We start from the raw sequence: 22,172 nt of genomic DNA on the forward strand, positions 1-22,172 counted from the left end.
GTCGGGCTTCCCGCCGTCCCCTTTTCCATCGACACTGATTTTTCGAGGACTTCATGGCGAATACGCCCCAGGCGAAGAAGCGTATCCGTCGCAACGAGCGGCGTGCGGTAGTCAACGGTAACCGGGTCGGTCGCATCCGCACCTTCGTCAAGAAGGTCGAAGCGGCGCTGGCATCGGGTGACAAGGCAGCAGCGACCGAGGCCCTGGCCGCGGTTCAGCCGGAGTTGCAGCGTGGCGTGTCGAAGGGTGTCCTTCACCGCAACACCGCATCGCGCAAGTTCTCGCGCCTGTCGAAGGCGCTCAGCGCCCTCGCGTAATATCGGCCGTTTTGGCAACGAAAAAGTCTGCCGGACCCCAGGTCCGGCGGACTTTTTCGTGTCTGCGACGATCACCTGTGTCCGGGGATGCGATGGTTCGTCCAAGCCACGGGATTCCTGCTGTTTCGTCCTTGATTCGAGTTCGTCCGTTTCGGCACATATTCAGAAAAGCCATGTCTTTACAGTGACTTGTAAGATAGTTGACGCATTTCTGCGGCTCCCGGCGTGTCAATCCGCTTTATTTCAGATTTCTGACGGGTCGTACACTTGATCGCATCGTTTGAGGCTTCATAACGATCGGACGCCGCCGGTCTCTCGGCGCGTCAAATCCATAACCGGGGAATGCCGGCCGCCTCATCGGACGGCCCGGGAGTACTTGTGTCTGATTGAAGTAACGACGGCGAACGAATGGACGTTCGCCGACAGGAGGCGTGTGCGTGGGTGATTGGCAGGCAGCAACGGGACAGGGGAGCGACGTCGTGCGCGCCTGGGACCGCGTGCGCGCCAATCTGCGCGAATCCGCCGGCGTCCGGGTGTTCGAACAGTGGCTCAAGCCGATCGAACTGGTCGATGGCGAAGCGGGCGACACCGTTCGACTCGCCCTGCCGTCGGCGTTCGTGACCAACTGGGTCCGCAATCACTACGCGGACCGGTTGCTGATGGAGTTTCGGGCCATCCTGCCGGCGGTGCGCAGCATCACAATCGAGACACGCACCGCGCGGCCGGCCCCGGCCGTGCTGGCGGTCGATCCCGTGGCACCTGCCCCGGCGGTCGTCGAGCCGTCGCCAAAGCCCGCGGCGGCTGTCGTCCTGCCGGCGGTCGAGCGGCCCGTCCTTGACGCCCGGTTCACCTTCGAGCGGTTCGTGGTCGATTCGTCGAACCGGGTCGCGTTCAACGCCGCGCGGGCGATGGCCGAGCCGGGCGCGCCGCGGTTCAGCCCGCTGTTCCTGCACAGCGGCACCGGGCTGGGCAAGACTCACCTGATGCATGCGATCGGCCATTCGGTGATCGCCGCCAATCCGGGTGCGCGCGTGCTGGCGATGTCGGCCGAACGCTTCATGTTCGATTTCGTGCAGGCGATGCGCAATCGCGATACCTTCACCTTCAAGTCGCGTCTGCGCAGCGCCGACCTGCTGCTGGTCGATGATCTTCAGTTCATCGCGGGCAAGGATTCGACGCAGGAGGAGTTTTTCCACACCGTTAACGAAGTGATGGCGGCGGGCAAACGGCTGGTCATCAGCGCGGATCGCTGCCCACAGGCACTGGACGGGGTCGAGGCACGAATTGTGTCGCGGATGGGCGCGGGCCTTGTCGCCGACATCAAGTCGCCGGAGGCCGCGCTGCGTCGGGCTATTCTCGACCGCAAGATGGTCGACCTGCCCGACGCGCAGGTGCCCGAGGACGTTCTCGACCTGCTTGCCAACCGGATCCATGCCAGCATCCGCGAGCTTGAGGGCGCGCTCAACCGGCTGGTGGCCTATGCCCAATTGTCCGGCGAGCGGGTGGATCTCGGGTTCGCGCAGGCGACGCTGGGTGACTCTCTGCGCGGCGCGCAACGCCGCGTCACGATCGACGAGATCCAGAAACTGGTGTCGGCGCATTTCGAACTGAAGCCGCTCGACCTGATTTCCGCCCGCCGGTCGCGCGCCATCGCCCGCCCGCGCCAGATCGCGATGTATCTCGCCAAGCGGCTGACGACGCGGTCGTTGCCGGAAATCGGCCGCAAATTCGGCGGTCGCGATCATTCGACCGTCATCCACGCGGTGCGCAAGATCGAGGAACTGCGCGATCAGGACCGTGAAATCGACGGCGCGGTCCGCGTGCTGATGCGCGAACTGGAAGGCTGAGCCGGTTCCGCCCATGCGTTGGCAGGGACGGCTGACGGTTCAGACCTGCAAGCCAACCGCGTCCTGTGCCGCGCGTAGCGTCGGTGCGGCCAGTGTCCGCGCCTTGGCCGCGCCCTTCTCCAGGATCGCTCCCATCGCCGCGCGGTCGTCGAGCAGCGCGGTCATCCGTTCGCGGATCGGCCCGAGCGTCGCGACCGCTACATCGGCCAGCGCCGGCTTGAACGCGCCGAAGCCCTTGCCCGCATGGTCGGCCAGCACCGCGTCGACGCTGGTCCCCGCCAGCGCGGCATAGATCGTCACCAGGTTGCGCGCCTCCGGCCGGTCGGCAAGGCCGGCGGCGGTGTCGGGCAGGACGTCGGCGTCGGACTTCGCCTTTTTCAGCTTCTGCGCGATGGCATCGTCGCTGTCGGTCAGGTTGATGCGGCTGGCGTCGGAGGGATCGGACTTCGACATCTTGGCGGTGCCGTCACGCAGGGACATGACGCGCGGCGCGGCCTTGCTGACCAGCGGTTCGGGCAGGACGAAGACGTCCGATCCGAAATCGGTGTTGAACTTGGTCGCGATGTCGCGGGCCAGTTCCAGATGCTGTTTCTGGTCGTCGCCGACCGGCACATGCGACGCGTTGTAGACCAGCACGTCGGCGGCCATCAGCACCGGATAGGCGTACAGCCCGATGCTCGCGCTTTCGCGGTTCTTGCCGGCCTTGTCCTTGAACTGCGTCATCCGGTTCAGCCAGCCGATGCGCGCGGTGCCGTTCAGGATCCAGGTCAGCTCGCTGTGCGCGGGCACGCGGGCCTGATTGAACAGGATGGCGCGGTCGGGGTCTATCCCCGACGCGACGAGCGCGGCTGCCATCTCGATCGTGTTGGATGCCAGTTCGCGCGGGTCGATCGCGACGGTCAGCGCGTGCAGATCGGCGAGGAAGAACAGGCAGTCGTCGCCCGCCGCCATCGCATCCTGCATCGCGACCCACTGCTTGATGGCGCCGAGATAATTGCCGAGGTGAAGATTGCCGGTTGGCTGGATGCCGGAGACGACGCGCATGATAGATCCTAACGGGCCCGACGGACGAGCAGCTTGATGTCGGCGATACGAACCGCGCCGATGAGGAAACAGGCGACCGCGTAGACGAAGCCGCCGGTGGCGACCAGCACCAGCATCGCCAGCCAACGGGTAAGCGCCGGCCCCGCGACATAGGGCTGGACGAGATCGTTGACGAAATACATGACCACACCCATCGCCAGCGCCGCGACCAGCAACCGCCACGCGCGGCGTTTCAGCTGTGCATCGGGCACGAACTGGCCGCGCCGGCGCAGCGTTCGGTAGAGCAACGTGACGTTGACGCAACTGGCCAGTGCGGTCGCCAGCGGCGGCCCCATATGCCGCAGGGGCACGATCAGCGCGAGGTTGAGCACCAGATTGACGACGATCGCGATCGTCGCGAACCGCATCGGCGTCCTTGTGTCGGACCGCGCGTAGAAGCCCGGCGTCAGCACCTTGACCAGGATATAGGCGGGCAGGCCGACCGAGAAGGCGGCAAGCGCCTGCGCGGTGTAGAGGCCGGCTGCGTCGGTGAACTTGCCATATTGGAACAGCGCGGCGACGATCGGCACGCCGCAGACGATCAGCGCGACCGTGGCGGGCAGGGTCAGGAACAACGCCAGCTCCATACCCCGATTCTGCGTCGCCATCGCCTCCGCTTCCTCGCCGCGGCCAAGGTGGCGCGAGATGGTGGGAAGCAGGACGGTGCCGAGACCGATGCCGATCAGCCCGAGCGGCAACTGGTTCAGCCGGTCGGCGTAATAGATGTACGACACCGACCCCGTCGGCAGCAGCTTGGCGGCCAGCGCCGTCGAAATGACGAGGTTGATCTGCACCGCGCCCGCGCCGGCGGCGGCGGGCAGGATCAGCTTCACCAGCCGCCTCACATCCGGGTTCAGTGTCGGTCGCTTCAACCGCAGATGGACGCCGGCCCGCCGACAGGCCGCCCACAGCCAGAGCAGTTGCAACGCGCCCGAAACCGTCACCGCGATCGCCTGGTTACGCGCGGTGAACAGGGGTTCGTGGTCGTGGAACAGCAGCAGCGCGGCGATGAGCGTCGCGTTCAGCAGAATGGGGGCCGCCGCCGCGATCCAGAACCGGTGCAGCGAATTGAGGATGCCACCCAGCAGCGAGACAAGGCTGATGAGCAGCAGATAAGGGAAGGTGAGCCGGGCAAGGCCGACCGCGAAGTCGAACTGTTCGCTGGTCGCTTCGCGAAACCCGCCGGTCAGCAGCCATGTCGCCGGCCACGCCGCCAGTTCCAGCAGGACCGTCATGCCGATCAGCACCGGCAGCAGGACCGACAGCGCGTCCTCGGCAAAGGCGATGCCGTCGCTCAGGCCGCGCCCGTCCTTGTCGCCGACCTTCTTGTTGAACATCGGGATGAACGCGGCGGAAAACGCGCCTTCCGCAAACAGCGCGCGGAACATGTTGGGGAGGCGGAACGCGATCTGGTACGCGTCCGATGCGAACCCTGCGCCGACATAGCGCGCGAACAGCGAGTCGCGCACCAGCCCCAGGATGCGGCTGGCGAGCGTCAGCCCGCCGACCGATCCCAGGGCCTTGGCAAGATTCATTCTAAAGGACGATCAGGCTAAAGGGCGATCAGGCCTGGCCGAAGCCGCTGACGGTCGGCTGCGGCTGGTTCTCCGACTGCTGCAGGTACAGCGCGGCGAAATCAATCGGCTCCAGCATCAGCGGCGGGAAGCCGCCGTCGCGAACCGCGTCGGCCAGCACGCGGCGGGCGAACGGGAACAGCAGGCGGGGGGCCTCGCCCAGCAGGAACGGCTGGACATGCTCGCCGGGAATATTGCGCAGGCCGAACAGGCCGGCATAGGCCAGATCGACGATGAACGCGGTCTGCCCCTCGGCATCGGCGCGGACCTCGATCTTCAGGGTTACTTCGTGCACCTCCTCGCCGACCTGTGCCGCGCCGATGTTGAACTGCACGTCGATCGCGGGCGCTGCCGGGTTCTGGAAAATCGCCGGGGCGTTCGGATTCTCGAATGACAGATCCTTGATGTACTGCGAGATCAGGCCGGCGGCGGGCATCGTGTCCTCGCCGTTTTCCAGGGGGGCGTTACCGGTGATCGACAGATTGTCCTGCTCGTCCATGGTCGGATCCTTCATGTGCGTGGCCGCAGAACCGGCAGCGGGTTCGTGCGTTGATGGAGATTGGCGACGCGCCTAGCAGCGCGGGCGCACCGTTTCAACGTCGCGGGGTCAGCAACCCGACCATTTGAATCGGCGGCGTATCGGGCCTATGTAACGTATCTGGATCGGAGGCCCGGTGTTCTACGTCATTCTTCTCGCGATGGTTGCAGGGTTTCTTGCACTCAGATTGTACGCCGTCCTCGGCAAGCGCACCGGGCATGAACAGCCCCTGCCAAAGCCGGCCGAGGATCGTCCGGCGGTGGTTCTTGCAAAACGCCCGTCCGATGCGGCGGCCGTGGAGCCGCGCGAGATTGCGGCGCGCCCGATCGAGGCACGCGCCGAACAGGGCCTGCGGGCGATCGTCGCCGGCGAACCCGGCTTCGATGTCGGTCAGTTTGTCGAGGGTGCCAAGGCGGCGTATCGCATGACGCTGGAGGCGTATTGGCGCGATGACGAAGCGGGACTGGCCGAACTGGCCACGCCGGACGTCGCCCGGGCCTTCGGTGAGGCGATCGCCGCTCGCCGTGACGCTGGCCATGTCCTCGACAACCGGCTGGTCACGATCGAGAAGGCGACGATCGTCGATGCGACGGTTTCGGGTCGTGAGGCGCGGATCACGATGCGGTTCGATGCGGACATCGCGGCGATCACGCGCGATGCCGAAGGAACGGTCATTGCCGGGTCGATGACCGATGCGGTCGAAACCCATGACGTCTGGACCTTTGCACGGACGTTGAAGAGCAACGATCCCAACTGGACGCTCGCGGATACCGACGAAGCGTGAGCGGGCGGCGGATTGCGGGCGTCGTCGCGGCTTCGCTGGCCCTGAGCGCCTGTGTTGGTGGCGGGGATCGCCCCGGCGTGCCACAAGGTTATGCGGGTAACCAGCCCGTACCGACCTCCGCCTATCGGCCCTCGGTCGGCACGGACAGGCCGGTTCCGGGCGAACCGGCCCCGGTGCGGATCGTTCCGTCCGTCCCCATCGCGCCGGCCCCGGCGCTGGTCGTGCCAGGGGCCGTGACAGCGGCCATGGCGGGCGTCCGTCCGGGGCCACCGGTCGCATCGCTGCCGATCACGGATGCGCAGGCGGAGGCGGCCGTTCGGGCTTTCGCGCTGACCTGTCCCGCACTGATCCGCCGGACCGATCAGTCGGGCCTGACGCAGGGCAGCGACTGGCAGCCGTCGTGCGACGCGGCCCGTGCGCGTCCGGCGGAAGCCCGGCGTTTCCTGAGCCAGTGGTTCGAGGCGGTTCAGGTCGGCGATGGGCGGGCGTTCGCGACCGGCTATTACGAACCGGAAATCCTCGGCTCGCGCACGCGCCGGCCCGGTTATGACGTGCCGATCTACGGCCGTCCGCGCGACCTGGTCGATGTCGACCTCGGCGCGTTTTCGGACGATCTGAAGGGCAAGAAGATTCGCGGCCGGGTCGAGGGGCGTAATTTCGTTCCCTATTACGACCGTACCGCGATCGAGGACGGCCAACTGGCGGAACGCGCGCCGATCATCGCCTGGGCGGCCGACCCGATCGAGGTGTTCTTCCTGCAGATCCAGGGATCGGGCCGACTGCGGTTGCCCGACGGCGGGATCATGCGGATCGGCTACGACACGCAGAACGGCCGCGCCTATACCGGTATCGGCGCACTGATGAAGACGCGCGGGCTGCTGGCACCCGGCCAGTCGTCGATGCAGGGGATCGTGGCCTGGCTGCGTGCCCACCCGACCGAGGGGCAGGCGATCATGCGTGAGAACAAGAGCTTCGTGTTCTTCCGCGAGCTGGACGGCGGGGCGCTGGGTGCGCTGGGCCAGCCGGTGACCGGGCGGGTCACCGCGGCGGCCGATCCGAAGTTCCTGCCGCTGGGCGTGCCTGTTTATCTCTCGCTCGACCGGTCCGACGCGACCGGCCTGTGGGTGGTTCAGGATACCGGCGGCGCGATCAAGGGGGCCAATCGCTTCGATACCTTCTGGGGAGCAGGGGATCTGGCGCGGGCAACGGCGGGCGGCATGGCCGCGCGCGGTACCGCGTTCCTGCTGCTGCCGGTGGGGACCGTAGCGCGTCTGAACGGGGAGCGCGGCGTTGGCGGGACGATCCCTTCACCCTGAAGAAGCGGCATTGTGGGCGCGGGTCAAGGCCAGCGTCCGGCCGATGCGCCCGGTGCCCGTGAAGCCGGTCGCCGTGCGAGTGACGCCGGCCGCGGTCCGGGCGACGCCCTCGCCGGGGCCGGTCGTGCCGCCGGTCAGGACGGCAAAGGCCGCCAAGGCCGCCAGGATGCCCAAGGGCGTCGTTGTGCCGCTGGGACCCGCATCGGTGCCGCCGCCCGCCAAATCGCGTCCTGTGGGGCCTGGAACGACGCTGGATGGCGGATGGGACCGGCGGATCGTGCGCGGGGCGGTGCAGCCGGACGCGACGCTCGACCTGCACGGGCATACGCTGGTGTCGGCGCATGCCCTGCTGGACGTTGGGCTGGCGCGGGCGATCCAGTCCGGTGCCCGCGTCCTGCTGCTGGTGACGGGCAAGCCGCCACGGCCCGAAAGTGAGCGCCCGCATGCGCGCGGGGCGATCCGCGCGGCGATCGCCGACTGGATCGGGTCGTCCCGCCACGCCGATCAGATCGCGGCGGTGCGCGGGGCGCATCCGCGCCACGGCGGGGCAGGGGCGTTGTACATCGTCCTGCGGCGGCCGCGCGGATAGGCTTCGGACTTAGGCCGTCGCTCGGGTGATGATGTCGGCGTAGATATCGGTCAGCGTTGTCAGGTCGTCGACCGCCACGGCCTCGTCGATCTTGTGCATCGTCGCGTTGAGCAGGCCGAATTCGACCACGGGGCACAATTTCGACAGGAACCGTGCGTCTGATGTGCCGCCGGTGGTCGACAGGTCGGGGACGAGGCCCGTGCGCCGTGTGATTGCCTCTGCCACCAGCGTCGACAAAGGCCCGGGCTGTGTCAGGAACGCCTCGCCCGACACGCGCGCGGTGATGGTGGCGGCGGGCGCATGGGCGTGGACCAGATCGGTGATCCGCGCGATCAGCCCGTCGCCGCCATGCTCGTCGTTGAAGCGGATGCTCAGCCGCGCCGAGGCCTGCGCCGGGATGACGTTGGTCGCGGGGTTGCCGACGCTGATATCGGTCACCTCGATGTTCGACGGCTGGAACCAGGCGTTGCCGGTGTCGAGCACCACGGCGTCGATCGCGGCCAGAACGGCGACGAGCTTGGGGATCGGATTGTCGGCCAGATGCGGATAGGCGACATGGCCTTGCCGCCCCGGCACCGTGATCCAGATATTGACCGACCCGCGCCGGCCGATCTTGATCGTATCGCCCAGCCGCTGCGCCGAGGTCGGCTCGCCGACCAGGCAGAGGTCGGGCGTCAGGCCGCGTGCGCGCATCCGTTCGATCAGCGCGACCGTGCCATAGGTCGCCGGACCCTCCTCATCACCGGTGATGAGCAGGCTGACCGTACCGACAGAAGATACGCGCGACGCGGCGGCGGCAAAGGCGGCGATCGCCCCCTTCATGTCGACCGCGCCGCGCCCGTAGAGCAGACCGCCCCGGACCGCGCCGTCCCACGGACCGCCGGTCCAGCCGTCTCCCGGCGGCACGACGTCGAGATGGCCGGCAAAGGCGAAATGCGGGCCGCCACGCCCGCGCAGCGCGATCATGTTCTCGACCGGCCCGTCAGGCGCGTCGCCGACGACGAACCGGTCGATCGCAAAACCGTGGGGCGCGAGCGCGGATTCCAGCACGTCGAACACCATACCGCGCGCGGGCGTCACGCTGTCCGCGCCGATCAGCGCGGCGGTCAGGGCAACGGGATCGAGCGGGACGGTCACTGGGCCGGCAGCTCGAATCGTTCGATCACCCATTCCTCTTCCTGTGCGGCGGCGATCCAGTCCTGCATGAAGGGGTGATGCAGGACCGCCTGCATATAGCCGGTGGCAAAGCGCGCGACCGGCAGCTGATAGGTGACGAGCCGGGTCACGACGGGGGCGAACATGATGTCCGCCGCGCCGAACCGACCAAACAGGAAATCACCGCTGCCGCCGAACCGCGCGCGCGCCTGCGCCCACAATTCCATGACGCGGTTAAGGTCGGCGACCACGTCGTCGTCGGGCGTGACGGCGGGAAAGATCTGGCGGACGTTCATGCTGTGCTTGCGGCGCAGCGCGGCGAAGCTGGAATGCATTTCGGCGGCCATTGACCGGGCCATCGCCCGCGCGGCCTCGTCCTTGGGCCAGAAGCGATCGCGACCAACCTTGTCGGCCAGGTATTCGACGATGGCCAGGCTGTCCCAGACGACCGCCTCACCGTCCCACAGGATCGGCACCTTGCCCGACGACGGTGCGAACTCGTCGCCCTGCCGGCGCTTGTCCCAGTCGGCGTCGTACATCGGCACGACGACTTCCTCGAAGGGCAGGCCGGATTGCTTGGCGGCCAGCCAGCCGCGAAGCGACCAGGACGAATAGGCCTTGTTGCCGATGATGAGTTTCATGGCCGCCTGCGTAGCGAGGGCATGACGCCCTCGCAACCGCCCTACGCAGACGGAATCAGCCGATCGCCTCGATCACCGCCGCGCGCAGTTCGGGGATGCCCAGGCCGCCCTCGCTCGACGTCGCCAGGATGTGCGGATGCGCGGCGGGGCGCTTGCGGGCCTCGTTCTCGGTGGCCTCGGTCACGGCGGCCAACTCGCTGGCCTTGATCTTGTCGGCCTTGGTCAGGACGATGCGATAGCTGACCGCCGCCTTGTCGAGCATCTCCAGGATCTCGCGGTCGACATCCTTGATGCCGTGCCGCGAATCGATGAGCACCAGTGCGCGCTTCAGCGTGTCGCGGCCGCGCAGGAAGTCGTTCACCAGGAACTTCCACTTGCGGACCATGTCCTTGGGCGCTTTCGCAAAGCCATAGCCCGGCATGTCGACCAGCCGGAAGGCCAGCGGATTGCCGACGTCGAAGAAGTTCAGCTCCTGCGTCCGGCCCGGCGTGTTCGACGTGCGGGCAAGGCCGTTGCGGTTGGTCAGCGCGTTCAGCAACGACGACTTGCCGACGTTCGACCGGCCGGCGAACGCCACCTCCGGCACGATCGCCTCGGGAATATGCTCCAGCGCCGGCGCGGACTTCAGGAAGGCGACCGGCCCCGCGAACGTCTTGCGCGCCAGTTCGATCGCCTCGGGCGTGAAGCCGATCAGGCCGTCATCCTCAGGGATATAGTCGTCGGTCATTTGGGTGCGGCCGTCTTGAGTTGGGGATGCCGCGCATACAACAGCTTCTGCTGGAGGATCGTCACGCAGTTGGTGGTGATCCAGTAGACCTGAAGGCCGACCGCGAACGGGGCCATCACGAACATCAGCACCCACGGCAGCAGGGCGAAGACCTGCTTCTGCGTGTCGTCCATCGGCTGCGGGTTCAGCTTGAACTGGAAGTACATGCTGATGCCCAGGATGATCGGCACGACACCGATCGCGATGAAGTGCGGCGGCGTGAAGGCGAGCAGCCCGAACAGGTTCAGCGGCGTCAGCGGATCGGGCGCGGACAGATCCTTGATCCACGCGACGAACGGCTGGTGGCGCATTTCGATCGTCAGCATCAGCACCTTGTACAGCGCGTAGAAGATCGGCACCTGCAACAGCGTCGGCGCGCAACCGGCCAGCGGGTTGACCTTCTCCGCCTTGTACAGCGCCATCACTTCCTGCTGCATCCGGACCTTGTCGTCCTTGTAGCGTTCCTGCAACGCCTTCATCTTGGGCTGCACCGCGCGCATCGCCGCCATCGACGCGAACTGGCGCTGCGCGATCGGAAACATGATGAGGCGGATGGTCAGCGTCAGCAGGATGATCGCGACGCCGAAGTTGCTGACGAGGCGGAACAGCCAGTCGAGATAGTAGAAGATCGGCTTTTCGACGATCCGGAACCAGCCCCAGTCGATCGCATAGTCGAGCTTCGACACGCCCTCCTTGTCGGTATAGCGGTCGAGCAGCGACACTTCCTTGGCCCCGGCGAAGAAGCGCGTCGTCTGCGACAGGCTGCGCCCTTGCGGCAACATGCGCGGATTGACGGTGTAGTCGGCCTGATACAGGTCGTTCGCGCCATTGCGGAACTGACCGGCAAAGGTCGCCTTCTGGTCCGGGATCAGCGCGGTCAGCCAGTATTTGTCGGTGAAGCCGAGCCAGCCGCCGGTCGTCGTGAACGTCTCCGGGCTGGTCGCCACGTCCTTGAAGTTGGGGCCGTAATGCGCGGCACCGTTGTTGACCGACATCGGCCCGGTGTGGATCGTCCAGCTGTCCGGATCCTTCGACACGCCGTTGCGGCTGACATAGCCGTACGGCGCGACGGCGACCGGACCGGTGCCGGCGTTCAGCACGGTCTGCTTGACCGAGAACATGTAGCCGTCGTCGATCGCCAGTTCGATCCGGAACCGCTGGCCGGACGCGTTGGCGGCGTCCAGCGTCACCGGCTTGCCGGGCGACAGCACGGGGGCGGACGCGGTCCAGACCGCGTCGGCGGCGGGCGGGGCCAGCCCCTCGGCACGCCAGCCGAAGCCGGCGAAATACGCGCCCTCGGCACCGGCCGGCGACAGCAGGCGGATCGGGGCGGAGTTTTTTGCGATCGTCTCGTCATATTTGACCAGCACCAGATCGTCGATCCGCGCACCCTTCAGGTTGATCGAACCCTGCAGCGTCGGGGTCTGGATGCGGATGCGCGGCGATTCGGCCAGCACGACCTTGCGGTCGCGGATCGCCGACGGGCTGTCGGCGGTGGGATCGGCACCGGGCTTTGGCACGACCTTGGTCTGGCCGCCCTCGATCTTGGTGACCGGCGCGTTGGCGGTCGGGAAGAATCGATTCTGGATCAGCGGCCAGCCGAACAGGATCAGCGCCGCGACGACCGCGAACAGCACGAAATTGCGACGATCATCAGTCACGGTAATGCCCCAGTTGGTTTGGCCTCACGGCACGGGATCGCAGCCATAGCCGCCCCACGGACCGCAGCGCGCGATCCGTTTGAGCGACAGCCAGCCCCCTTTGATCGCGCCATAGCGCCCCAGCGCCTCGATTGCATAGGCGGAACACGAAGGATGATAGCGACAGGTGGGTGGCAGGATCGCCGACGGACCCCGCTGCCAACCCCTGGCGACGAGGATAAGGACCCGCGATGCCACGCCTTTTGGCGCGTCCTGCGGGCCGTCGACCGTCATCGGGCCACCTTGGCCAGCGCCTTGCCGATTTCGGTGCGCAGCAACGCATAGTCGCGCTCGATGCCGCCGTTGCGCCCGATCAGCACGTAATCGGCACCGTGCAGGCCCTGGATCGGCAAAAATTCGCGCGCCAGCTCGCGCAGCCGGCGTTTCATCCGGTTGCGCACGACCGAATTGCCGACCTTCTTGGTGACCGTGTAGCCGACGCGAATCGTCGGATCACTGTCCTCGCGGCGACGCATCAACAGCACGAAGCCCGGCATCGGCGCACGCTTTCCCGCATTCGCCGCGAGAAAATCGGGGCGACGGGTCAGTGTGACGATGCGGGCTTTGGATGACGGTGCCGAGGTGTCGGCACCGTCGATATCGGTCGCCATGCCGGCGTTGCCGCCGGACGCGATTAGGCCGACAGCTTCTTGCGACCGCGTGCACGGCGGGCGTGGATCACGGCGCGACCGCCGACCGTTGCCATCCGCGCGCGGAAGCCGTGACGGCGCGCACGCACCAGATTGCTCGGCTGAAAGGTCCGCTTCATCGTTTATTCCCTGGTCGTCTGAATTGAAAAGGGCCGCCACGGGGACGGCCTTGATGGGTGGGCGCTTACGCAAATCGGTCACACAAGTCAACGCATGGACCTTTCGTCGGTGCGCGCCGTGGCGTCGGTGCGCCCCGTGTCGATGCGCCGGGCCTTGCCGCGCTGCTGACGGCGCAGCGCGCTTTGCCGGCGCATCGTCCGGTCGACCAGGTTGCCGGCGCGCGGCCAACGTCGCTTCGCCCGCGCCCAGCGGATGCGCGCCCGGACCGAGTTGCGCAGGATCAGCACCATGCCGCCGGCGAACAGGAATGCGCCGGCCGGCACCGGCAATGGCAGGGCAAGCCCCGCCGCGATGATGAGGACCACGCCGCTGGCCAGCATGGCCACGCGCTTCGCCGGGTGTCGCGCAGCGGGGTGTCGACCCCGCTGCCGGAGCGGGGCGGGGACTGCTGCGGGGACTGTCGCTGGGGCGGGGGCCATGAGGCGGATGTGGCTCCGGTGTATTGTTATTGCAAGGCACCCCCTGCTTGGCCGTTCCCTGGCATGCGAAAGCCGGTATGAACAGGTCGTGACGCCGGAATGACGGCTGGGCACGCCAGGGGGCAGATGAATGGCGACGATCGTGTCGACGGTGGCGTATCTCGGGCTGGAGGCGCGCGCCGTCGAGGTGCAGGTGCAGCTGATACCGGGCCTGCCGGCGTTCAACGTCGTCGGGCTGGGTGACAAGGCAGTGGGCGAAAGCCGCGAACGGGTGCGCGGCGCGATCGCCGCGATGGGCCTGTCGCTGCCGCCCAAGCGAATCGCGGTGAACCTGTCGCCCGCCGACCTGCCCAAGGAGGGATCGCATTTCGACCTGCCGATTGCACTCGCCCTGCTTGGCGCGATGGGGGTCGTCGATGTCGAGGCGCTGGCCGATTATGTCGTCGTCGGCGAACTGGGGCTGGACGCGCGGATCGCGCCGTCGCCGGGCGTCCTGCTGGCCGCGCTGCATGCGTCGGAGGTGGGCAAGGGATTGGTCTGCCCGGCGGCGCAGGGGTCGGAGGCCGCCTGGGCCGGATCGGTCGAGGTGCTGGCCGCGCCCGACCTGCTGGCGCTCATCAGCCATTTCAAGGGGCAGGGGCTGTTGTCGCCGCCCGCGCCGGGCCAGGCCGAAGATCCGGTCCACGGCCCCGACCTGCGCCAGGTGCGCGGGCAGGAGGTCGCCAAGCGCGCGCTGGAGATCGCAGCCGCTGGCGGTCACAATCTGCTGATGGTCGGGCCACCGGGGTCGGGCAAGTCGCTGATGGCGTCGTGCCTGCCCGGCATCCTGCCGCCGCTCGACGCGGCCGAGGCGCTGGAGGTGTCGATGGTGCAGTCGGTGGCGGGGACGCTGGCAAACGGTCGGCTGACCCGGACGCGCCCGTTCCGGTCGCCGCATCATTCGGCGTCGATGGCCGCGCTGACCGGCGGCGGTGTACACCCGGCGCTGGGATTTGCACTGATGCACTGCCGGTTGCAGTGGGGATCAAGCAATTGCACTCGGGCAATAAACCATTCGATGTGGGAGAGCTAGCGGTCGTTTCTGGTTCAGATGAGAGGATGCAGTTTAGCGTGAAGGTTCACAATCGAGCGAGCTTTTAGGTATTGATAGACGGTCGATCGAGCTACGCCGTACCTGTCCGCTATATCGATGACCTTCTCGCCGTTTTCGAATCGTCGACAGGCATCGGCTGCTTCGGAAAATGATAGGCTTGGTTGACGCCCCCGCAATCTTGACGGTTTTGCTGCACGGCTTGCTCTTTGATGAATGTGCCATCTCAACATCTCAAAAATGCAGATAAAGTCTAGTTCTAACCTATTGGATACTCTGAGCAGGCTCTGCATATCGAACAACTCGCAACCGCTATCAATTATAATCGCGCAAATATCTATGGTCTCTCGTTTCGAAAAGACTAGTTGTGGTAAATTGCTAAAGACAATGCTCGTGGCGGGCCGACTGGCGCAGAGCTTAGTCAGCTCGCGAGCCGCGCCTTTTCCAAATCGGATAGCAGTCTTTTTGTGCAAATGCGGCTTGGTAAAGACCAGTGGCATGTCACGTCGCTTAAAAAGTGAAGGGGCGTCTAAGTCAGTCACTACGTGACGACGCACGTACTCCAATTTACAACTATGAACTGTATCTAAATTCCGCAGATTACCGAAAAAAGTACACGTTCGACGCGATAGTAGAAGGGGGGTGTAACCAGTATTGCGAGATATAACGTTCAATGCGTCTTCTGAGGGGCTGTAGAAAAGATCGGCACTAGTAAGGTTATGAAAACCGTACTGTTCCATAAAACTCTCGACGGAGGGGTATCCGTATTGCTGGCCAATCCGTTTAACCCATTGGCCTAGAGATTCCCAGGCATGTGGATTAGGGGCAAGTAGCCATCTCATTCAAAGCGCTCCACCTAGCCTGCCGACCCGCCGCTACCGTAATCGAATGGTACTTTGCATTCTCTCAAACGATCGTTTTTGATGCGCCATCATGTGAGAACCTGTAGCAGTCGATGCCAGCGTCTCAAAACACTTTCGCGATTGGGCCTTGGTATGATAGGCGTCAGACATGAGTTCTGAGAATGCTTCATGCTGATCGGCTATGCCCGAGTGTCGACCCCGGAACAGGATCTGACCCCGCAGCTCGAAGCGTTGCGCAGTGCGGGTTGCGAACGAACCTTCTCGGATAAGGCCAGCGGAGCAAAAGCCGACCGTGCCGGCTTAGCCGACGCGCTTTCCCATGCGCGAACCGGAGACATTCTTGTAGTATGGAAGCTCGACCGGCTCGGCCGTACCATGAAAGGACTGATCGACCTCTCGTCCGATCTGGCGACGAGGGGCATTGGGCTAAAATCGATTACAGACGGGATCGATACCGCAGGCACAGCTGGGAAACTCGTTTTCCATATCATGGCGGCGATGGCCGAAATGGAGCGTGACTTGGTACGTGAGCGCACGACGGCTGCGTTGATCATCGCCCGGCGTGAGGGCAGGGTAGGTGGCCGGAAGACAGTAATGACACCCAAACGCCTCGAGGCCGCGCGGAAACTTTTATCCTCTGGAATGACTGCCCGCGAAATAGCCCCAACCATCGGCGTCTCGGTCGCGACGCTATACCGCCATTTGCCAGCACCAGAACAAGAGGCAATTAGCGCGGAAGAGAATGCCGCTTAGCAGCATACGGCTGATCTACACGCACCATAAATGGCTGGCTCCCCGTTTCCTAGGAAGCCAGCCTCTAGGTTATTCCGCTGGTGCTTCTTCGGTCTTGCGCTTGCGCGGAGCTGAAGCGGGCTTGGCGTCTGCCTTGGCTACATTCGTCTGGCCAGGCTTGCGACCCAGCCCAATGCTCTTGGCCATCGTGCGACGTGCTTCCGAATAGGTAGGAGCGACCATGGGGTAGTCAGCCTTCAGGCCATAACGATCGCGATATTCCGCTGGCGTCATGCCGTTAGTGGCGAGATGACGGCGCAGCGTCTTGTACGGCTTGCCATCGATCATGCTGATGATGTGATCGGGGCTGGCAAGCGACTTACGAGCGGTCACTGCCGGGGTGTACTCTTGAGCAGATGCTTCGGGCTCAGCAGCCGTCGAGTTTCCGCCGACCAGCACCGAAACAGTTTCGTACATCTTGTTGAGGAAGGCTGGAACGTCGTCAGCGTTGGTACGCGTGTTGGGATTGGCCAACCAAGCGATTGTCAATTCCGTGGCGAGTTCAACGGGGTTCAGGTCGAGGGTAGTGTCGGACATAGAGGTCTCCATTTCTGGAGGCGCATCTAGGTACTTGATTGGTCGCTGGCAATCTCGGGCCGCGCCAGACCATCCATTTGAGATCAATACATAAAATGAAACCGGAATATGCTTTCTTAATTACCGTCCAAGACGTTGGCAAATTTGCTCCTTCGCTGCCGCCGACGCCAGCGACCGTTTGAGTCTTGCCGAGTGCGCTCCAAACTTCTGATCGAATATGATTGGTCAAGCTCTCATGCGCGGAGCGGTCACCGCTCTAACCGTATCCGTCGTAGGGCCTAAGCACCGGCAAGGCCGCGCAGGAGACGCAAAACACCTGTTTGTCGCGCAGTCGTGATTGTGACCGGGTTTTCGACACATCCGGTCCACAAAGCCGGTCCCGAAGGTCGGCGATGCCCTAGAGATCAAATATTTCGCGCCAGTAAATCGATGAATCGGCGGACTTTCGGAGCGAGGTGGCGACGACTTGGATAGATTATACTGATCGGCACGGGGGGCGCGGCATAGTTCGTCAGTAGCGCAACGAGACGACCTTCGGACAGATCCTGGTCAACGACATAGCTGGGTAGGAACGCCAGTCCCGCCCCCGAGACCACGGCATCGCGTAACGCTTCCCCGCTGTCGAGCGAAAGGCGTGCTCGCGGTTTAACGACGACTGTTTTACCCTCGATGGCGAAACGCCAAGCGCGCTTCTGACCGGCGCTGACGTAATTCAGGCAAGTGTGCCCTAGCAGATCGTCGGGATGGTGCGGTGCCGGAGCGACCGACAAATAGGCCGGACTCGCGACTACCAGGTCATGCTGATGGGTCAGCGTTCTGGTAATGAGGCTGCTGTTGTCGCGGGTCTCGCCAATGCGGATAGCGAGATCAATACCGTCTTCGATGATGTCACTGACACGGTCCGTGAAGCTCACATCCGCCCTCAACTTGGGCCACGACGCAAGAAAATCATTGAGCAACGGCAGGACCAGGAGGCGTCCGAACGTCATCGGCGCGGTCATTCGGAACAGCCCTTGCGGCTCTCCACCGCCATCGGACATCGACAATTCCGCTTCTTCCAGATCGGCGAGGATCTGCGTGCAACGATCGAGGAAAACGCGGCCGTCATCGGTCAGCCCAAGGCTGCGTGTGGTCCGGTGGAACAGCCGTACGCCTAACCGATCCTCCAGGCGGGCAACGCTCTTGGCGATGCCCGACCGCGTCATCGAGCGCGCGCGTGCTGCGCCTACAAAGCTCCCAGCTTCGGCAGCTGCCACGAAGGCGACGATGTCGTTGATATTTCCCGGTGCCATAAGGCGCTTCCGCTCCTTCGCAGTGTCGACGCCCGTTCGCCAATCGATGAACTATATGGAAGTCCTGAACAGATTAACGGCATCAGGAGCAAATGAAATGCCCTTCAATGACATCGTGACGCATCGCCTCGACCAATGGGCTGGGAGCCTGCAGGACCTCGGTCCCGTCATTCTCGGCGAGAACACAGAGGTGACGATCGACGAGATCCGCAGTTCCTACGTTCGCAAGATGGCCGAGCATCCGACGCCTACAGACGTCCGCATCGAGCTGGTCGACATGGGAGGCGTACCGGCGGCGCTCGTCACCCCGGACGAGGTCGAAGGCGACCGTGTACTCTTCTACATCCACGGCGGGGCGTACATCGTCGGTGGGCCGGGTGGCTATCACGGGCTAGCGGCTGCGTTCGCAAAGGCGATGAAGGCGCGTGTTTACCTGCCGGACTACCGACTGGCGCCGGAGCATGCATTCCCCGTTCCGATCGAGGATACGTTCGCTGCCTATCGCTGGCTGATCGAACAAGGGCAGAACCCGAAGTCGGTGACGTTCGCCGGCGACTCCGCGGGCGGTGCGATGGTCGTCTCGGTGATGGTCATGGCCCGAAATGCCGGCGTACCGCTGCCGGCTGGTGGCGCCGCGCTCTCGCCTTGGGCGAACCTCGAGCACACCGGTGCTTCGATGTTCAATCGCGACGGCTTGGACAAGCTGAACACCAAGGCCGGCCTCGACCTGATGGCCAAAACCTTTCTGGGTGGTGCGTTGCCGAACAGCCCCGAGGCATCGCCAGTCTTCGCGGACGTTCGTGGCTTGCCGCCTATTCTCGTACAGATCGGCGAAGGCGAACTGATGCTGAGCGACGCCATCCGGCTTGCGGGCCATTTGGGTGAGAACCGTGTGCGGGTCTCGTTGGAGGTATGGCCGGGCATGTTCCACGTCTGGCACATGTTCCAAGCCGAGCTGGCCGAAGGACGCGAGGCCATCGCTAATGTGGCCGTGTTCCTGAGTCAGGCTGTCGAGAAGGCGTCTGCTGCCTAGTCAGCCATCGCGCCACCCTTTCCACGGGGTGGCGCTACCCCGGATTAACCGCTTGGCACACCCTGCGGTTCATATGCAGGGAGGTTGGTGCCGGGATTGCTCGAGGCTGTCCGTGCTCAGCCCCACTTCATTTCGCCGGTCGCGACCTTCGCGCCGACCTGCAACGCCACGCCCATGCCGGCGTCCGGATAGCGCGCGGTCATCGCTGCGATCAGCGCCGCGCTGTCGGGCTTCTTGGCCAGCTCTTCCTCGAACGCGCGCAGATAGTCGCGCGTATAGGCGATCGCTGCCTCGCCAAGCGGCGCGTCCGGGGTCATGTGGCCCGGCACGACGACCGTGGGCTTGCGCGCCAGCATCACATCGAGCTGCGCGATCCAGGCCGCGCGCGCCTCAGCGCCAGCGGTGTCCGCGGTCCAGACGTGCACGCCCGAGAATATCAGCACGCCGCCAACGATCGCCGACAGCGACGGCACCCAAAGATAGCGGCGGTTGGCGAGGCCCGTCGCAGCGATGATCTCGATCGCCTGTCCGTCGACCGACATCGGCTTACCCTCAAATGCGTCGGGCATGACGATGTCTGCCAGCGTCTTCGGACCATTGTCACCGAGCTGCGGCCCCCAGGTCGCAAGCTTCTTATCAACATTGGCCTTGATTGCGGAGATCGTGTCCGGCGCGGCCAGTACGCGGGCATCCGGGAAGGCGGCCTTGATCGGGCCGAGGCTGAAATAATAATCGGGATCGCTCTGGCTGACATAGATCGTCGTCAGCTTTCGTCCGGTCGCCTTGATCGCCTCGACCAGCGCACGGCCGTCGGGCAGCGTGAAGCCGCCATCGACCAGCACCGCCTCGGTCGCGCCCCAGATCAGCACCGGTGCGCGGAAAAATCCGTGTTCGCCGGCGGGAAACGACTTCCACTGGAGCGCCTTGCCCGCGGCGAGTGCGTCGCCTTGGCCGATCATGGATGCGGCGGCGCCGCCTGCGATCATCGTCATTATCTGTCTCCGATTGGGCATGGGAAAGGTAATCCGGTCGGGCCCGGCGCGATCACGCAAGGTGGTTGGAGGATATCAGTGAGAGCGGATTCTGGTACAGGCTGGTCGCATCGACCGGCGTCAGCACGGTGCCGTCGATGCGGAACAGCGCTGGGACGCCGCTGATCCCGAAGCGCCGCATCACCGATCGTGCCCGCTCCAGACGTTGCCGGTCCGCCTCGCGCAAGGCCGGTTCGGGATTGGCGAGCATGACCGCAGCCGCGTCGAGGCCGGCGTCGACCAGCAGGTCGATCAGCACGAACATATCGGTGATATCGCGCCCGTCGACATACCGCGCGCGCTGGATCGCACGAAGCGCGCCCAATTCACGGTCCGGTGCAGTCTGCGCGACCGCGGTCAGGGCGAGTGTCGCGGGACCGCTGTCGAGGGTCAGGCTTGCGCTACGCACGATCCGATCGCGATAGGGATCGCCGAACACCGCACCAGTCGATGCCGCGATGCGGCGGTCGCTGGCGAGGATATGGTCGCGCATGTCGCCGCCGAGCGCCCGCGCGCCGTCGCCGGCGAACAGGCCGCTGGGCAATGGCTCGACGGTAACGCCGGCCTGGTCCGCCAGCGTGGCGATCCCGGCCGAGGCACCGTAGCACCAGCCGCAAAGCGGATCGAACAGATAGAGGAAGTAGGTGGTCATTGTCGGTGCCTCCTTGATGACCAGTATATGCGCCGTCCGGATTGCGACGTGTAGACCGAAGATCTAGACGGACCGTATGTCAGAAGCATACAATGCGCGTGCCGGAGCTAATCGCGGCATCAACAATCTGAAGCGGCTCGCCTATTTCGCCGAGGTGGTCGAGACTGGTTCGTTCACGGCCGCAGCCGAGCGATTGGGGATCACCAAGGCAGTGGTCAGCCAGCAGGTCGCCAAGCTCGAACGCGCGTTCGAAACTACGCTGCTGATACGCACCACGCGCAGCGTCCGTCCGACCGAGGAGGGCCGGGCGTTTTACGAACGGTGTGCGCGTGTGCTGGCGGAAGCACAGGATGCCTTTGACGGTCTGGCGACCGACGATCGCGCGCCGACCGGCACGCTGCGCCTGACCGCGCCGTTCGACTATGGGATTGCCGTCGTCGTGCCCGTCATCGCTGAGTTCCAGCGGTGCTACCCGACCTGTACGGTCGACTTCCTTATCGGGGACGCGACTCTCGATCCGGTCGGCAGCGACATCGAGCTTGCGATCCGGGTCGGTTGGCTGGTCGACAGTGCGTTGCGATCGCGGCGGATCGGCACCTTCGGGCAAATACTGGTGGCGAGTCCTGCGGTAGCTGGCACCCTGTCGTCCAACCCGAACGTCGCAGAATTGGCCGAAATGCCTTTTGTTGCAAACGGCAATCTGCGCGACCCGCTGGGATGGACGTTCCGTGCCGAAGACGAGCGTCAACATCTGGTTCGGTTCGCGGCGACGCTCACGATTAGTGCCACGCTGGGTGTGCTTCAAGCCGTTCGGGCAGGGGCCGGCATCGCCGTGCTGCCCGACTTCGCAGTTGCCGATGATCTGGCCACCGGCCGGCTGGTACGGGTCATGCCGACATGGCATCTCGATAGCGGCGGAATTCATGCGGTAATGCCAGATACCCGGTTCCGGCCTGCGCGTGTGACCGCTTTCCTCGATATTCTAGCCGATCACGAACGCCGACGATCTTAGAGCGGATTGGCAGCGTGCCGGGCTTTGAAAAGCCACCATCTTTCGGGAATGACTAAGTTGGGTAGGTTAGCGGACGGTCCGCTTTTTACGGTCGCGGTATTCCCGGAATGCGGTCCACACGAGCAATACAGCAAGGATGAGTATGGCTCTCGTAGGAAGATGACTGACGGCGGAGTTTAGGGTCACGACTCATTGATCAGAGCCAAGATGACGGTGGCGGCGAGCGCGATAGCGGAAAAGAAGACGGTCGGGCATCGATCGTAGCGGGTAGCGACGCGGCGCCAGTCCTTCAGACGACCGAACATAATCTC

At 64.8% G+C, this 22,172-nt stretch carries 25 protein-coding genes and 2 pseudogenes; 9 read left to right on the plus strand and 18 right to left on the minus strand.

Going from position 1 to position 22,172, the window contains the following annotated elements:
• The first annotated feature begins 53 nt into the window (after window positions 1-53).
• Window positions 54-317, plus strand: a complete 264-nt coding sequence (rpsT, locus tag ASE75_RS11985; protein WP_055933829.1) for a 30S ribosomal protein S20 — start codon at window positions 54-56, stop codon at window positions 315-317.
• A gap of 437 nt (window positions 318-754) precedes the next feature.
• Window positions 755-2,164, plus strand: coding sequence for a chromosomal replication initiator protein DnaA (dnaA, locus tag ASE75_RS11990; RefSeq protein WP_055933831.1), 1,410 nt, complete (start codon window positions 755-757; stop codon window positions 2,162-2,164).
• A gap of 39 nt (window positions 2,165-2,203) precedes the next feature.
• Here dnaA and trpS read toward each other — a convergent pair whose 3' ends face one another.
• Genes trpS through secB form a run of 3 tightly spaced genes read right to left on the minus strand, consistent with a single transcriptional unit; the run spans window position 2,204 to window position 5,320 of the window.
• Complete coding sequence (trpS, locus tag ASE75_RS11995; RefSeq protein WP_055933833.1) at window positions 2,204-3,208, minus strand: tryptophan--tRNA ligase; 1,005 nt, start codon at window positions 3,206-3,208, stop codon at window positions 2,204-2,206.
• A gap of 8 nt (window positions 3,209-3,216) precedes the next feature.
• Window positions 3,217-4,782 carry a murein biosynthesis integral membrane protein MurJ gene (gene murJ, locus ASE75_RS12000; protein ID WP_055933836.1) on the minus strand — a complete coding sequence of 522 codons (1,566 nt, stop codon included), beginning with the start codon at window positions 4,780-4,782 and terminating at the stop codon, window positions 3,217-3,219.
• 28 nt (window positions 4,783-4,810) lie between these two features.
• Window positions 4,811-5,320, minus strand: a complete 510-nt coding sequence (gene secB / locus ASE75_RS12005; protein WP_055933917.1) for a protein-export chaperone SecB — start codon at window positions 5,318-5,320, stop codon at window positions 4,811-4,813.
• A gap of 175 nt (window positions 5,321-5,495) precedes the next feature.
• On the opposite strand from secB, the gene ASE75_RS12010 reads away from it, so the two are divergent.
• Window positions 5,496-6,143 (plus strand): Tim44/TimA family putative adaptor protein, encoded by a 648-nt coding sequence (locus ASE75_RS12010; protein WP_156340429.1) that lies wholly within the window; start codon window positions 5,496-5,498, stop codon window positions 6,141-6,143.
• Window positions 6,144-6,264: 121 nt separating this feature from the next.
• Here ASE75_RS12010 and ASE75_RS16055 read toward each other — a convergent pair whose 3' ends face one another.
• A complete protein-coding gene (locus ASE75_RS16055) occupies window positions 6,265-6,390 on the minus strand; it encodes a hypothetical protein (RefSeq protein WP_268796044.1) in 126 nt (41 codons plus the stop codon).
• Here ASE75_RS16055 and mltA point away from each other — a divergent pair.
• Together mltA and ASE75_RS12020 are read left to right on the plus strand one after the other, a co-directional pair.
• Window positions 6,389-7,459 (plus strand): murein transglycosylase A, encoded by a 1,071-nt coding sequence (gene mltA / locus ASE75_RS12015; protein ID WP_235512707.1) that lies wholly within the window; start codon window positions 6,389-6,391, stop codon window positions 7,457-7,459. The genes ASE75_RS16055 and mltA overlap by 2 nt on opposite strands.
• Window positions 7,434-8,048 (plus strand): Smr/MutS family protein, encoded by a 615-nt coding sequence (locus ASE75_RS12020; RefSeq protein ID WP_055933840.1) that lies wholly within the window; start codon window positions 7,434-7,436, stop codon window positions 8,046-8,048. Before mltA ends, ASE75_RS12020 begins: the two co-directional genes overlap by 26 nt.
• Before the next feature lie 9 nt (window positions 8,049-8,057).
• Here the strand turns inward: ASE75_RS12020 and dapE are convergent, their stop codons facing one another.
• The 8 genes from dapE to ASE75_RS12060 form a co-directional block, all read right to left on the minus strand.
• Window positions 8,058-9,218, minus strand: a complete 1,161-nt coding sequence (gene dapE / locus ASE75_RS12025; protein WP_055933841.1) for a succinyl-diaminopimelate desuccinylase — start codon at window positions 9,216-9,218, stop codon at window positions 8,058-8,060.
• Window positions 9,182-9,844, minus strand: coding sequence for a glutathione S-transferase family protein (locus ASE75_RS12030; protein WP_055933844.1), 663 nt, complete (start codon window positions 9,842-9,844; stop codon window positions 9,182-9,184). The genes dapE and ASE75_RS12030 overlap by 37 nt, the downstream gene beginning before the upstream one ends.
• Before the next feature lie 55 nt (window positions 9,845-9,899).
• The gene (gene yihA, locus ASE75_RS12035; RefSeq protein ID WP_055933846.1) at window positions 9,900-10,571 is read right to left on the minus strand and encodes a ribosome biogenesis GTP-binding protein YihA/YsxC; all 672 of its coding nucleotides are present in this window, start codon (window positions 10,569-10,571) and stop codon (window positions 9,900-9,902) included.
• A complete protein-coding gene (gene yidC / locus ASE75_RS12040; protein WP_055933848.1) occupies window positions 10,568-12,271 on the minus strand; it encodes a membrane protein insertase YidC in 1,704 nt (567 codons plus the stop codon). The genes yihA and yidC overlap by 4 nt, the downstream gene beginning before the upstream one ends.
• Before the next feature lie 24 nt (window positions 12,272-12,295).
• A complete protein-coding gene (gene yidD / locus ASE75_RS12045) occupies window positions 12,296-12,508 on the minus strand; it encodes a membrane protein insertion efficiency factor YidD (protein ID WP_055933920.1) in 213 nt (70 codons plus the stop codon).
• Between the two features lie 32 nt (window positions 12,509-12,540).
• Window positions 12,541-12,921, minus strand: coding sequence for a ribonuclease P protein component (gene rnpA, locus ASE75_RS12050; protein ID WP_200922357.1), 381 nt, complete (start codon window positions 12,919-12,921; stop codon window positions 12,541-12,543).
• A gap of 23 nt (window positions 12,922-12,944) precedes the next feature.
• Window positions 12,945-13,079, minus strand: a complete 135-nt coding sequence (gene rpmH, locus ASE75_RS12055) for a 50S ribosomal protein L34 (protein ID WP_031393806.1) — start codon at window positions 13,077-13,079, stop codon at window positions 12,945-12,947.
• 87 nt (window positions 13,080-13,166) lie between these two features.
• The gene (locus ASE75_RS12060; protein ID WP_156340431.1) at window positions 13,167-13,466 is read right to left on the minus strand and encodes a hypothetical protein; all 300 of its coding nucleotides are present in this window, start codon (window positions 13,464-13,466) and stop codon (window positions 13,167-13,169) included.
• A 223-nt stretch (window positions 13,467-13,689) separates the two neighbouring features.
• On the opposite strand from ASE75_RS12060, the pseudogene ASE75_RS12065 reads away from it, so the two are divergent.
• Window positions 13,690-14,550, plus strand: a pseudogene (locus ASE75_RS12065) (YifB family Mg chelatase-like AAA ATPase); the annotation flags it as partial.
• Window positions 14,551-14,645: 95 nt separating this feature from the next.
• On the opposite strand, the gene ASE75_RS16150 reads toward ASE75_RS12065, so the two are convergent.
• Window positions 14,646-15,491 (minus strand): helix-turn-helix domain-containing protein, encoded by an 846-nt coding sequence (locus ASE75_RS16150; RefSeq protein ID WP_082445424.1) that lies wholly within the window; start codon window positions 15,489-15,491, stop codon window positions 14,646-14,648.
• 189 nt (window positions 15,492-15,680) lie between these two features.
• Between ASE75_RS16150 and ASE75_RS12070 the strand changes: the two genes are divergently transcribed.
• A complete protein-coding gene (locus tag ASE75_RS12070) occupies window positions 15,681-16,265 on the plus strand; it encodes a recombinase family protein (RefSeq protein ID WP_055933852.1) in 585 nt (194 codons plus the stop codon).
• 69 nt (window positions 16,266-16,334) lie between these two features.
• Here the strand turns inward: ASE75_RS12070 and ASE75_RS12075 are convergent, their stop codons facing one another.
• Window positions 16,335-16,841, minus strand: coding sequence for a MucR family transcriptional regulator (locus ASE75_RS12075; RefSeq protein WP_055933925.1), 507 nt, complete (start codon window positions 16,839-16,841; stop codon window positions 16,335-16,337).
• A gap of 404 nt (window positions 16,842-17,245) precedes the next feature.
• Window positions 17,246-18,133: a LysR family transcriptional regulator gene (locus ASE75_RS12080; protein WP_055933854.1), complete on the minus strand. Its 888-nt coding sequence runs from the start codon at window positions 18,131-18,133 to the stop codon at window positions 17,246-17,248.
• Window positions 18,134-18,230: 97 nt separating this feature from the next.
• Here ASE75_RS12080 and ASE75_RS12085 point away from each other — a divergent pair, with 97 nt between their 5' ends.
• Entirely contained in the window at window positions 18,231-19,166 is a 936-nt protein-coding gene (locus ASE75_RS12085; protein ID WP_055933856.1) for an alpha/beta hydrolase, read from the plus strand.
• Between the two features lie 116 nt (window positions 19,167-19,282).
• Here ASE75_RS12085 and ASE75_RS12090 read toward each other — a convergent pair whose 3' ends face one another.
• Together ASE75_RS12090 and ASE75_RS12095 are read right to left on the minus strand one after the other, a co-directional pair.
• Complete coding sequence (locus ASE75_RS12090; RefSeq protein WP_200910156.1) at window positions 19,283-20,158, minus strand: MBL fold metallo-hydrolase; 876 nt, start codon at window positions 20,156-20,158, stop codon at window positions 19,283-19,285.
• A 52-nt stretch (window positions 20,159-20,210) separates the two neighbouring features.
• Complete coding sequence (locus ASE75_RS12095; RefSeq protein WP_055933858.1) at window positions 20,211-20,849, minus strand: DsbA family protein; 639 nt, start codon at window positions 20,847-20,849, stop codon at window positions 20,211-20,213.
• A gap of 76 nt (window positions 20,850-20,925) precedes the next feature.
• Here ASE75_RS12095 and ASE75_RS12100 point away from each other — a divergent pair, with 76 nt between their 5' ends.
• A complete protein-coding gene (locus ASE75_RS12100; RefSeq protein WP_055933860.1) occupies window positions 20,926-21,861 on the plus strand; it encodes a LysR family transcriptional regulator in 936 nt (311 codons plus the stop codon).
• A 182-nt stretch (window positions 21,862-22,043) separates the two neighbouring features.
• Here the strand turns inward: ASE75_RS12100 and ASE75_RS15545 are convergent.
• Window positions 22,044-22,172: pseudogene (locus ASE75_RS15545) on the minus strand (IS5 family transposase); the annotation flags it as partial.

This window comes from Sphingomonas sp. Leaf17 (genome assembly GCF_001421505.1).
Classification (GTDB): domain Bacteria; phylum Pseudomonadota; class Alphaproteobacteria; order Sphingomonadales; family Sphingomonadaceae; genus Sphingomonas.